Below are 12040 nucleotides of genomic sequence, written 5' to 3' on the forward strand. Positions count from 1 at the left end.
TCGCGGATGCGCTCCCATTGGGAGTCGCGAAGGCTGTAGCGTCGCACCGGTCAGCTCCAAAATGGCTGACCTTCTATGAATCGAAGTTTCCAGCGCGCCGGAAGCCCCTAAATGACGACAGGCCCTAATGCGACAACTTGCGTCAAGGGGATAATCCCCTTTTTCGTTTCCGGCGGCTGCGCGCGGGGCTTCAGAACGATCCGAAGGCGCTGCCGAGTGCGATTACGGCGATGAGGGCGATGAGGGCGCCGACGATGGCGGCCATGACGATGTCGAGGTAGCTTTCCTTGTGGGTGCAGCCGCAGACGGCGAGCAGGGTGACCACGGCGCCGTTGTGCGGCAGGCTGTCGAGCGTGCCGGCGCCGATCACCGCGACGCGGTGCATCAGCTCGGGGCTGAGGCCGGTGTCGGCGGCGATCTTCATGTAGGACTCGCCGAGGGCGTCGAGGGCGATGGTGAGGCCGCCCGACGCCGAGCCGGTGAGCGAGGCGAGGATGTTGGTCGCCACCGCCAGCGAGACGAGCGGGCCGCCGCCGATGCCGAGCACCCAGTCGCGCACCGCCGCGAAGGCCGGCAGCGCCGCCACCACCGAGCCGAAGCCGACGAGGCTGGCGACGCTGAGCACGGGCAGGGTGGAGGCGTTGGCGCCGGCGTCCACAGTCGCGCGCAGCGACGGCACGCCGGGGAAGTTGAGCGCGGTCACGACGACGATCGCCGCGGCCAGCGCGGTGACGACCGCCCAGACGCCGCCGACCGCGGCGAGCGACGTCGAGCCCCATTCCGGCTGCGCCAGATAGGACGCGTCCATGCGCGGCAGCACGACGAAGGACATCAGGAGATTGACGACCACCACCACGGCGAGCGGCAGGAAGGCGACCAGCGCCGAGGGCTGGCCCTTGCGCTTCTCGCTGCGGCCGATCTCGGCCGGATCGAAGGCGCCGGCGGTCGTCGCGCGCTCGCGCACGATCGCGTCGCCGGCGGCGGCGAGCGCCGGCTCGGCGGCGAGCGGCGCGCCGCCATAGCCCTCGCCGGCGGCGTTGGCCCGGCGCGCGGCGCGCGAGAGCCACCACATGCCGAAGGCCAGCATGATCGCCGAGGCGATGATCCCAAGGCCCGGCGCGGCGAAGGGGGTGGTGCCGAAGAAGGGCATCGGAATGGCGTTCTGGATCGCCGGCGTTCCGGGCAGCGCCGACATGGTGAAGGTCGAGGTGCCGAGCGCGATCGCCGCCGGCATCAGGCGCTTGGGCACGTTCGCCGAGCGGAACAGCGCCTGGCCCATCGGCGCGAGCACGAAGAAGGCGACGAACAGGCTGACGCCGCCGTAGGTGACCAGCGCGCCGGCGAGCACGACGGCGAGGATCGAGCGCTGCGGCCCGAGCGTCCTGGTCATGTAGTCGGCGATCGCCGCGACCGAGCCCGAATCCTCCATCAGCTTGCCGAACACGGCGCCGAGCAGGAAGATCGGAAAGAACGAGACCACGAACTGGCCGGCGCTGCCCATGAAGGTCTGCGTCCAGTGCGCCAGCAGCGGCTGCGCCGAGAAGGCCGCGGCGACCAGCGCCGCTACGGGAGCGATGACGAGAATGCTCCAGCCGCGATAGGCGAGGAAGATGAGCAGCGCGAGGGCTGCGAGGATGCCGACGAGCCCCATCAGATCCTGGCCTCCAGCAGCGGGTCCATTTCGAGCGTCGAGCGCACGCCAAGGTCATGGGCGTGGGCCTGCAGGAAGGCGTCGGCGCTCTTGCGGCCCTCCTTGTGCAGCATCTCGAAGAAGGCCCATTCGGCGTTGAGCTTCGAGGAGGCGCCGAGCTCGTTCATCACGTCGCTGGCGATGCGGTGGATGCGCATCTGCGCCCACAGGCGCCCCTCCTCGTCCTTGGCGTCGGCCATGCGGCGCAGCAGCGCGCCCATGCGCAGCTCCTTGAGCAGCACCGAGTTGAAGGCGATCTCGTTGAGGCGGTTCAGGATCTCGGCGGCCGAGCGCGGCGTGGTCTTGCGCTCGACGGGATTGATCTGGATGAGGATGGTGTCCTCCGAGCGGCATTCGCGCACCAGCGGCGTGATCGCCGGATTGCCGGAGTAGCCGCCGTCCCAGTAGGGCTCGCCGTCGATCTCGATCGCCTGGAACATGGTCGGCAGGCAGGCGGAGGCGAGCAGCACGTCGGCGGTGACGTCGGCGTTGCGGAAGATGTGGCCGCGTCCGGTGTGCACGTTGGTCGCGGTGACGAACAGCCGCATCGAGGAGTCCTGCAGCCGCCTGAAGTCGATCTGCGCCTCGAGGATGTCGCGCAGCGGATTGACGCCGCGCGGATTGACGTCATAGGGCGAGAACAGCCGGCTCATCATGTCCATGGCGATGAACACGGGCGAGGAGTCGAGCGTCCAGCGCCCGAGCAGCCGGTCGAGCGGGCCGCGCCGCAGCGGGCTGAAGCGCCCGGCGTCGGCGACCGCCCGCCAGAAGCCGGCGAGCGCCTCGCGCGCGGCCGGCGCGCCGCCGCGGGTGTAGCCGTCGGCCATCACGGCGGCGTTCATCGCCCCGGCCGAGGTGCCCGAGACGCCGTCGATCTGCAGCCAGGGCTCCTCGAGCAGGCGGTCGAGCACGCCCCAGGTGAAGGCGCCATGGGCGCCGCCGCCCTGCAGCGCGAGGTCGACCAGAACCGGCCCGCGCTCAATCAGCGTCGTCGAAGTCTCCAAAGCCAAAAGCACGTTCCTTTCTTCAGGCCGCGCGCGCCTCAGCCGTCCTGTCAGGCGCAGGCGGCGGCTTGCTCGACATCAATTCGGCGATCCACCGGCTCTGCGGAAACTGCTCGCAAACGGTGAGGACGGCGATCAGAATCGGAACGCCGATGACGGTTCCCGGCAAGCCCCAGAGGAAACCCCAGAAGAACACCGCGAAAACCACCGCGAAGGGCGACACCGACAGCGTCTTGGCGGTGAACAGCGGCTCGAAATAGCTGCCGATCATGAATTGCACGAAGGTCAGCGCCAGCAGCACGGTGAGCGCCGTCTCCCACGATCCCGTCTGCGCGAAGCCGAACAGGGCCGGCAGAATGGTGGCGATCAGCGGCCCGATGAAGGGGATGTAGTTGAGCGCGAAGGAGATGACGCCCCAGGCGGCGGCGAGCTCGAGCCCCATGAAGGCGCAGAAGGCCCAGACGATGAGGCCGGTCAGCACGCTTGCGGCGGTGCGCACCAGCATGTAGCGCCGGAACTTGCGCGACGCCGAGATCGCCGCGGCGACGAGCCGTTCGCCCGTCGGGCCGCCGACCGAGCGCAGGTTGGCGCCGACGACGCGCACCTCCAGGAGGCCCATGGCGAGAAAGATGAAGATCAGCAGCGAAAAGCCGATGACGCTGTTGAGCCGCAGCGCCACGGTCTGGAACATGCGCAGCATCCACACCACGTTGAAGCGGTCGGCGATGGTGCCGGCGATGTAGAGATCCTTCGCCTCGAGCCATCGCGCCCATGAGATGTAAAGGGCCTGGAAGCGGTCGAGATTGAGCGTCAGCCACTGTCCGACCTGGCTTCCGCCCCAGGCGACCATCGAGGTCAATTTGACGATGACGACGATCGTCACGCCTACGGTGAGGAGCAGCGCGACGCCCGCCGGCAGCTTCGTTTCGAGCGCCTTCTGCAGCGGCCAGACGATGGCGATGGCGAACAGCGCGAAGGCCGCCGGCTCGAACACGGCGGCGACCTGATAGGCCGCGAAGATCGACAGGAAGACGACGATCATCGTCGCGGCGACGCGCGTGATTGTGCTCTCCATGACTCTGGTGCGCTCCTAGGGAGGGAGACGGCCGCGGCCGCGGCCAAGCTTATATGCGAGGTCCGAGGCTTGAAAATGACGGGGACGCGCCGCATTGTGCCGCGCCGTCAAGGCGAAGCAAACGGGAGCCTGTTCCATGTCCGATCTCGTCGTCATTGTCTACCCGAGCGAGCAGAAAGCCGAGGAGGTTCGCTCCCTCCTGTTCGGGCTCCAGAAGGAGTACCTCATCAAGCTCGGCGACGCCGTGATCGCCACGAAGTCGGCGGACGGCCAGATCAAGCTGCATCAGGTCATCAACACGACCGCGGCGGGCGCAGTCTCCGGCAGCTTCTGGGGGCTGCTCGTCGGCGTCCTGTTCCTCAATCCGCTGCTCGGCGCCGCGATCGGCGCGGCGAGCGGCGCGCTCGGCGGCGCTCTGACCGACGTCGGCATCAACGACAAGTTCATGAAGGACCTTTCGGAGAGCATCAAGCCGGGCGACGCCGCGCTGTTCGCGCTCATCGAGAGCATGACCGCCGACAAGGTGCTCGACGCGATCAAGCCCTATGGCGGCGTAGTGCTGAAGACCTCGCTCGACGAGACCAAGGAGCAGGCGCTGCGCAACGCGCTCGCCGGCGCCATCGCGGCCCCGGCCGCCGCTCCGGCGCCAGCCGCCGAAGGCTGAGTCGGCGCGCGCCTCATGACGCGCTTCTCATGGCCCGTTTCTCATGGCGCAGGCTCGCCGGCCTGCGTCATGACGCGCTCCAGCATGTAGGGAAAGAAAGGGTTCGAGGACATCCGCAGCAGCGAATCGAGGCTGACGATCAGCGTTCCGCGCTCGCCGCGCGGCGCGAGCGCGCCGAGATTCACGCCGAAATCCTCCGCGAGGTCGGGCTGCAGGCCGTAGAGCGAGTCGCTGAGCGGAAACGGCAGCGCGACATGCGAGAGCGAGAAGACGCCCGGCGGAAACGAAAGGCCGAGCGGCCGCGTCTCCTCCTGCGTCGACCCGGCTGCGACGCGGCGCTCGACGGCGTCCGTCGTGGCCGGGCTGGCGTTGGCGACGACGGACACGGCGAAGGCGCGCGGCGGCGGCGGCAGGAGCCGGTTCAGCGCGTCGTCGGCGGTCAGGCGCAGCATCTGGCCGAACACGGCGTTGCGGTTGAGGTCGAACAGCACGAGCTCATGCCCGCCGCCCGCCGGCAGCAGATTGTAGAGCGAGCCGATGATCGCCCGGGTCGAGACGGTGAAGTCGACGACCGACTGGAAGGTCAGGATCGGCGGCAGCGCCTTGAGCCGCCCCTCCTGCGAAAGCGCCGCGAGCCGTCCCTGCAGGACCTGCGTGACGGCGTAGGACTGGCGCGCCCCGTTCACCGGGAATGAATTATATTTGAACGGATTGAACTCCGGCACCACGCCGAGCCAGGCGGCCTTGGCGAAGGCGGGAAAGAAGGCCGGCAGGCCGGCGAGGCCGGCGAAGCGCGCGAAACGGGTGATTCCCACCATCGGCGAGATGAGGACGAGCCGGCTCGGCCGCGCGAGCGTTTCGTCCTCGACCGCGTCGAGCGCATATTTGAGGGCGAGCGCGCCGCCGTTGGAGAAGCCGACGATCTCGAGCGGCGCGGGCGCCGGCGCCTTCTCGCGCGCTTCGCGCACGGCGAGCCGCGTCGCCGCCATCCAGTCCTCCCAGGTCGCTTTCGCCAGCGCGCCCGGCGTCGTCCCGTGCCCCGGCAGGCGCGGCGCGACGACGACGAAGCCGCGTTCGCGGTAGGCGCGCCCGATGTGGCGCAGGCTGTAGGGCGAATCGGTGAGCCCGTGCAGCAGCACGACGGCGCCTTTCGGCGGACCTTCCGGAACGAGCTCGTAGGAGCGGTTCCAGTCCTGCGCGAAGTGGCCGGGATAGACGGGGCTGCCGGCGAAATAGCGGTTCGCCGGGACCTCGTCCTCCGCGGGGAGCTTGTCGGTGACCTCGCGCCGGACCTCGCCGAAAATCTTGTCCTCGGCGCCGAGATAGGCGCTCCAGCCCGCGTGATCCAGCGCCTCCGGCGCCATCTCATGAGGGGCGAAGGTGTGCCAGAGGTCGAGCGGCGCGCCGCGCTGGGAGTCGTAGACCCGCGCTCCGAGGAGGACGACGAGGGCGATCCCGGCGACGAGCGCCGCGCGCTTTAGATATTTTAAAAGTCGTTCCGTCATGACTCTCGTCGAGGTCGGGCGTGCGGCGTGGCGCCGATGACGCATCCGCCGATTTTCGGTGCGCCGTCGGCTCGATTCCACGCCGCGGCGTCAAATCGTCGTGCGAATGCAGCTATACCGGAACGGCGATGCTGGCAAAGACGGGAGCGAAGATGAGGCTCGTGACGGCGGCGCTGCTCTGTCTCGCTCTCGCCGCCTGCGGACGGCCGGAGGGAGTGCTGGCGCCGATCGGCGGCACGTCGCCCGGCGCGAGCCTCGTCGACATGCTGGTCGCGACGACGCGCAAGCCCGCCGCCGATCCGGGGATCCTGTTCACCGGCGAACGCAAGCCCGACGTCTCCCTGACCAACATCGTCGTGTCGGTGCCGCCCGACGCCGCGAGGCGGGTCGGCGAGGTGCAATGGCCGCAACAGCTGCCGCCCAATCCGGCGACGGATTTCGCCGCCGTCAGCGTGACGCCGCTTTCCGGCGAAGCCGCGGCGCAGACCTGGCTGCGCAAGGCTCTGCCGCCGCAAAAGCGCGTTCTCGTCTTCGTGCACGGCTTCAACGTGCGGTTTGAGGACGCGGTATTCTCGCTCGCGCAGATCGTCCATGATTCCGGCGCGCAGGCGGCGCCCGTGCTGTTCACCTGGCCCTCGCGCGGCAACGTGTTCCAGTACGTCTACGACCGCGAGAGCACCAACGCCTCGCGCGACGAGCTCGAGACGCTGCTCTGGCGCATCGTCGACGACCGCGACGTGCGCGAGGTCACCGTTATGGCCCATTCCATGGGCTCGTGGCTGGTCATGGAGTCGCTGCGGCAGATGGCGATCCGGCGCGGCCGCGTGCCGCCCAAGATCCAGAGCGTGATCCTCGCCGCGCCCGACCTCGACGTCGACGTCTTCACTGCGCAGTGGCTCAAGATCGGCAAGCCGCGCCCGCGCCTCAGCGTGTTCTCCTCGCGCGAGGACCGCGCGCTGCAGGTCTCGCGGCGCCTCGCCGGCGACGTGCAGCGTCTCGGCCTCGTCGATCCGACGGTCGAACCTTATCGGACGCAGCTCGAAAACGAGGGGGTCGAGATGATCGACCTCACCGACCTGTCGCGGCCGGGCTCGCTCAACCACTCGAAGTTCGCCGAGAATCCTGAGATCGTGCAGCTGCTCGGCAAGCGCCTCATCGCCGGACAGAGCTTCGGTCCGGCGCCGAGCCTCGGCGAGCGCGTCGGAACCTTCGCGATGGGCGTCGGGCAGACGGTCGGCGGCGTCGCCGGCGTCGCGGTCACCGCGCCTCTGGCGATCGTCGATCCCGAATCGCGGCGCACGCTCGACGATCAGGTCGGCCATCTCGGCGGCGTGGCGGGCGACGCGCTCACCTCGGCGCCCGACGTCGTCAAGCTGCATTAAGGCGCGGACGGCTACGAGGCCAGCACGAGGCCGATCAGGGCGACGATCGCCATCATGGCCATCGTCGCCGCCGGCCACTGGCGCAGCGCGTATTCGCCCCGCTCGACCAGGGCCCCCGCCGAGGCGAGCGTCCGCGCTCCCGCCTCCTCGACGACGATGAGATCGCCGGGCGGCGGGCTCGGCAGGCGCGTCCCGTAGCGCCGCAGGGCCGCGGCCAGCGCCGCGCCGAGCAGGATGGGCCACAGGCCCTCGACGAGCGCCGTGGGCTGGAGCGCGTTGGCGAAAGGCTCGCCGAGCGTCGGATAAAGCGCGAAGGGCATGACGAGCGCCAGCGCCGCCGCGACGAGCCAGGGCGCGGAGGACGCGGCGGGAGCGCCGTCGCGGGGCGGCCGCGCTTCGGCGAGCGCGCCGACGAAATGCAGCATCAGCATGGTCGTGCCGGCGGCCGAGAAGCTGGCGAGCCAGCCGACGAGCGCGCCGCCCAGCGTGTCCTTGACGGCGAGCTTGGCCAGCGCGCCGCCGGTGAGCGGCAGGCCGCCGAGGCTCAGCGCGAGGAGAAGCGCAGGCGCGAGGACGATCGCGCGCCGTCCGCCTTTGGCCATGGCGAGCCCCACGGCGAGGAACAGGGCGCCTTTGATGAGCGTGTGGTTGGCGCCGTAAAAAGCCGTCTGGATGATCGCGTCGGGATCGCCGGCCGAAAGCCCCATGCCGACGACCGTCGCGATCACGCCCATCTGGCTGACGCTCGAATAGGCGAGGATGGTCTTCGGGTTCTTCTGCAGGACACCTACGGCGACGCCGTAGAAGGCGGAGAAGAGGCCGGCCGCGGTCAGCGCCTCGGAGAGCCCTGGCAGGTGGACGCCGAAGGGCGCGAAGCGCAGAAGGCCGACGACGCCGGCCTTGACCGCCGCTCCCGACAGCGCCGCGGCGGCGGCGCAGGGCGCGGCCGTGTAGGCGAGCGGCATGAAGCCGTGCATCGGCACGAGGCCCATCTTCATCGCGAAGCCGGCGACGGCGAGCGCGACCGCGGGCGCGGCGAAGGGCGAATTGGGCAGCGCCGCCATCACGTCGGCGATGTAGAGCCGCCCGGCCGGCTCGCCCGCCGCGAGGAGGGCGAAGGCGAGCAGGAGAAGGGTTTCGCCGAGGATCGCGAAGGCGAGGTAGACCGCGCCCGCCCGCCGCGCCTGCGCGTCGCCGTCATGGACGACCAGCGCGTAAGCCGGCAGGCTGACCAGCGCGTAGACGAAATAGAAGGTGACGAGGTCGGTCGCCGCGAAGACGCCCATGCTTCCGGCGAGCGTCAGGAGCCAGGCGACGCCGAAGCGGACGCCGCCCTCGCCGCGCTTCAGCGGCGAGGCGGCGACGCCGGCGACGATCCACAGCGCGCTCGCGGCCGCCATCATCGTCGCGCCCGTGGCGTCGAGATAGAAGTTGAGCCCGAGCAGCGGCGTTCGGGCGGCGATGCGGCCGAAGGTCAGCACGTCCAGCGCGGCGGCGAGCGCGGGCAGGGGCGCGAGCGACGTCAACGAAAGGGCGGCGCGACGCCACGTGGGAACCGCGCAGGCGAGCGCGAGGAGGAGCGGCGCGCCATAGGCGGCGGCGAGGAGGAGCGCGGTCGTGTTCATCGCTCGTCTCCGGGTCAGGGCGTCGGCGGGCGGCCGATGTCGAGAAAATCATAGAAGCCGAGCGGCGCGAGCCCCATCAGCGCGGCGACGACGGCGAGCGCGAGGGCGATCAGCTCGCGGCCCGGCTGGCGCGGCGCCTTGAGCTCGGCGGCGGGCAGGGCGAGCGTCGGGCGCAGGATGCGATAGAGATAGCCCGCCGCGAGCAGCGTGCCGGCGAGCAGCACGGCGACGATCGGCCAGGCGCCCGCCTCGGCGGCGCTCGTCAGCAGCAGCCATTTGGCCATGAAGCCGCCGCTCGGCGGCAGGCCCATCAGCGACAGCCCGCCGACGCCGAGCGCGAGGGCGGCGATGGGCATGGAGCGGCCAAGGCCCGAAAGGCCGTCGATGCGGTCATGGCCGAGCGATTTCGCGACGAGGCCGGCGGCGAGGAACATGCCGGCCTTGGCGAAAGCGTGCGAAAGCGTCTGGAAAATTCCCCCCGCCCAGGCGTCGGGCGCCCAGGGCGCGCCGCCGAGCGCGAGCGGGAACATCAGGAACAGATAGCCGATCTGCGCCGCCGTCGAATAGGCGATGAGCATCTTGAGGCGCGCCTGCCGCAGCGCCATCGCGCCGCCGAGCAGCGCGGCGAAGCCGCCGAGCGAAGCGAGGACGATCGCGCCTGCCCCCGCGGCGAGGCTCGGGAAGACGTCGAACCACAGGCGCACGATCAGGAAGAACGAGCCCTTGACGACGAGCGCGGAGAGGATGGCGCTCGCCGCCGGCGGCGCGCCGGCGTGCGCCGGCGGCAGCCACAGATGCAGCGGCGCGAGCGCCGTCTTCGCCAGCAGCCCCGCGGTGGTCAGCGCCGCGGCGGCGTAGACGACGCCGTGCGGGCCGATCCGCTGCGCGAGCAGGGAAATGTCGAGCGTGCCATAGGCCCCGTAGAGGAGAGCGACGCCGAGCAGGTAGAGCACGGAGCCGAACAGCGCGAAGACGAGATAGCGCAGCGCCGCGCGCAGCGTCGCCGCGCCGCCGCCAAGGCAGACGAGCGGCGCGGCGGCGAAGGTCAGAAGCTCGAGCGCGACGTAGAGGTTGAAGAGGTCCGAGCTCAGGAAGACGATGGCGAGGCCGCAGCCGAGCCCCTGGACGAGGCTCCAGAAGGCGAAGGGCGCGCGCGCTTCGCTCTTTCCCTCTGGCGTCGTGAAGTCGGCCCGCGCGTAGACGCTCGCCGCCCACAGGATGAGCGCCGAGGCGACGAGCATGACGGCCGAGAAGCCGTCCGCCTTCAGCGCGATGCCGAGCGGCGGCGGCAGGGCGCCGACGTGATAGACGAGCGGCGCGCCGGCGCCGCGCACGAGAAAGGCGATGGCGATGGCGAGGGCGAGGTTCGCCGGCGCCAGCGCGAGGGTGATCGTCTGCGCGCGCCGTCCGCCGACCGCGAAGGAGGCGATGAGGCCGGCGGCCGGCAGCAGGATGGCGAGCGGGAGGAGGACGGCGCCTTGCGTCACGCTTCCGGCCTTTCGGACGCGTCGGGCTCGGGCGGCGGCTCGGGGGCGAGGCTGGTCTCGCCGCTTTCCTCGTAAAGCCGCAGCAGCATGGCGACGGCGAGCGCGCTCGCCGAGAAGGCGACGACGACGCCAGTGATGACCATCGCCTGCGGGACGGGATCGCCTGAGAAGCCCGCGGCGGCGCCGTTGCGGGCGATGATGCCGAAGACGAGGAAGACGCCGCTGCCCAGCATGTTGAAGGCGAGGATCTTGCGCAGCGGCCGCGGGTCGACGATCAGCCCGTAGAGGCCGAGGCCGATCAGGGCCGCCCCGGCGAGCCCGGCGATGGTCGCTCCGTTCATGGCGCTTCGCTCCGCTCCGGCGTCCGGTCGGGCGGTCCGGCGACGAGCATCGGCAGGGTCGCCGCGACGGTGAGCGTCATGAAGGCCTCGACGATGAGGATGAGCGGGACCGACCAGCCCTGCGGCAGCGCGAAGACGGCGCCGGCGACGAGCGCGCCAGCGAGCCCGACGGCGAGGAAGACGGCCGGTCCGGCGACGAGCGCGAGCCGAAGCCGGCGCGAGGCCACCGGCGGCGCCGGGGCGAGGCGGGCGATGACGACGATGAGCCACATCGCGGCGATGACCGCGCCGCCCTGGAAGGCGCCGCCCGGATCGTCCTTGCTGACCCATAGAAGATGGACGCCGACGAGCAGGCCGAACGGGGGAAGCGTGCGCGCGAGGAACGCGAGCGCCCCTCGCGGCGCCGGCGCGGGGGCGGGGCCGGGCGCGCCGCCCCAGAACCGGTCCTGCGCCAGCGACCACACGCCGACCACGGCGAGCAGCAGGACGATCTTCTCGAGCAGCGTGTCGAAGGCGCGGAAGACCATCAGAACGGCGGTGACCGGATTGCCGAGGCCGGTCGGGCCGAGGCGCTCGCGCGCGAGCGGCGCGAGGCCGGGGCTCGGCCGCGGCAGGCCGAGCACGACGAGACCGACGGCGAGGGCGACGACGGCGCACAGCGCCGCGGCGGCGAGCCGCGCCGAGACGGGAAGCCGCTCGGACTCGCATTGCGGCGCCTCGCGCAGCCGGCGCGCCGCGCCGATCAGCAGCACGCCCGTGACGCCGCCGCCGATCGCCGCCTCGGCGATGGCGACGTCGATCGCCGCGAGGCGCGCCCAGATCAGCGCGAGCAGGAGGCCGTAGGCGACGTAGCCGAGCGCCGCCGAGAAGGACGAGCGGATCAGGATCGTCCACGCGGCCACGGTGAGGACGACGCCGGCGAGTCCGAGGTCGAGCGCGTCGAGAAGGCTCACGCGCCGCTCTCCCTGCGCCGCAGGGCGCGCGCGACGAGCTGCGCTGCGGTCGCCCCGGCGAGCTGCGTCAGCGCCCAGACGGCGACGAGCTTCAGCGCGTCGACGAGGTCGGACGCCTGCGGGACGAGGCCGAGGGCGATGAGGCCGAGGCCGAGATTGTCCGCTTTGGTCAGCGCGTGCAGGCGGGTCAGCGCGTCGGGAAAACGCAGCAGGCCGACCGTTCCGGCGAGGAAGAAGAAGGCGCCGGCGCAGATGGCGAGGATGCTGAAGAGGCTGACGGCGAGCGTCATGCGCAAACCCTTGGGGCGGGGCTG

11 protein-coding genes are annotated in these 12040 nt (G+C 70.9%); 2 read left to right on the forward strand and 9 right to left on the reverse strand.

All coding sequences use genetic code 11. The features are described from left to right. Positions 1 to 190: 190 nt before the first annotated feature. From ACE3OG_RS06470 to ACE3OG_RS06480, 3 genes are read right to left on the reverse strand one after another with little or no spacing between them, the layout of a single operon-like run. Positions 191 to 1651 carry a GntP family permease gene (locus ACE3OG_RS06470; RefSeq protein WP_374306888.1) on the reverse strand — a complete coding sequence of 487 codons (1461 nt, stop codon included), beginning with the start codon at positions 1649 to 1651 and terminating at the stop codon, positions 191 to 193. Continuing rightward, complete coding sequence (locus ACE3OG_RS06475; protein ID WP_374307187.1) at positions 1651 to 2694, reverse strand: patatin-like phospholipase family protein; 1044 nt, start codon at positions 2692 to 2694, stop codon at positions 1651 to 1653. The genes ACE3OG_RS06470 and ACE3OG_RS06475 overlap by 1 nt, the downstream gene beginning before the upstream one ends. A gap of 22 nt (positions 2695 to 2716) precedes the next feature. Then, the gene (locus ACE3OG_RS06480) at positions 2717 to 3769 is read right to left on the reverse strand and encodes an AI-2E family transporter (RefSeq protein ID WP_374306890.1); all 1053 of its coding nucleotides are present in this window, start codon (positions 3767 to 3769) and stop codon (positions 2717 to 2719) included. 136 nt (positions 3770 to 3905) lie between these two features. Between ACE3OG_RS06480 and ACE3OG_RS06485 the strand changes: the two genes are divergently transcribed. Beyond that, positions 3906 to 4433: a DUF1269 domain-containing protein gene (locus ACE3OG_RS06485; RefSeq protein WP_374306891.1), complete on the forward strand. Its 528-nt coding sequence runs from the start codon at positions 3906 to 3908 to the stop codon at positions 4431 to 4433. A gap of 41 nt (positions 4434 to 4474) precedes the next feature. Here the strand turns inward: ACE3OG_RS06485 and ACE3OG_RS06490 are convergent, their stop codons facing one another. Continuing rightward, a complete protein-coding gene (locus ACE3OG_RS06490) occupies positions 4475 to 5938 on the reverse strand; it encodes an alpha/beta hydrolase (RefSeq protein WP_374306893.1) in 1464 nt (487 codons plus the stop codon). Positions 5939 to 6090: 152 nt separating this feature from the next. On the opposite strand from ACE3OG_RS06490, the gene ACE3OG_RS06495 reads away from it, so the two are divergent. Next, complete coding sequence (locus ACE3OG_RS06495; RefSeq protein WP_374306895.1) at positions 6091 to 7320, forward strand: alpha/beta hydrolase; 1230 nt, start codon at positions 6091 to 6093, stop codon at positions 7318 to 7320. An 11-nt stretch (positions 7321 to 7331) separates the two neighbouring features. On the opposite strand, the gene ACE3OG_RS06500 is transcribed toward ACE3OG_RS06495, so the two are convergent. From ACE3OG_RS06500 to ACE3OG_RS06520, 5 genes are read right to left on the reverse strand one after another with little or no spacing between them, the layout of a single operon-like run. Beyond that, positions 7332 to 8945, reverse strand: coding sequence for a proton-conducting transporter membrane subunit (locus ACE3OG_RS06500; protein ID WP_374306897.1), 1614 nt, complete (start codon positions 8943 to 8945; stop codon positions 7332 to 7334). Between the two features lie 14 nt (positions 8946 to 8959). Further along, a complete protein-coding gene (locus tag ACE3OG_RS06505; RefSeq protein ID WP_374306899.1) occupies positions 8960 to 10432 on the reverse strand; it encodes a complex I subunit 5 family protein in 1473 nt (490 codons plus the stop codon). Continuing rightward, complete coding sequence (locus ACE3OG_RS06510; RefSeq protein ID WP_374306901.1) at positions 10429 to 10773, reverse strand: NADH-quinone oxidoreductase subunit K; 345 nt, start codon at positions 10771 to 10773, stop codon at positions 10429 to 10431. The genes ACE3OG_RS06505 and ACE3OG_RS06510 overlap by 4 nt, the downstream gene beginning before the upstream one ends. Continuing rightward, a complete protein-coding gene (locus ACE3OG_RS06515; RefSeq protein ID WP_374306902.1) occupies positions 10770 to 11726 on the reverse strand; it encodes a hydrogenase subunit MbhD domain-containing protein in 957 nt (318 codons plus the stop codon). Before ACE3OG_RS06515 ends, ACE3OG_RS06510 begins: the two co-directional genes overlap by 4 nt. Continuing rightward, entirely contained in the window at positions 11723 to 12016 is a 294-nt protein-coding gene (locus ACE3OG_RS06520; RefSeq protein ID WP_374306904.1) for a monovalent cation/H(+) antiporter subunit G, read from the reverse strand. Before ACE3OG_RS06520 ends, ACE3OG_RS06515 begins: the two co-directional genes overlap by 4 nt. Positions 12017 to 12040: the final 24 nt, after the last annotated feature.

It is taken from the genome of Methylocella sp., assembly GCF_041905455.1.
Lineage (GTDB): Bacteria > Pseudomonadota > Alphaproteobacteria > Rhizobiales > Beijerinckiaceae > Methylocapsa.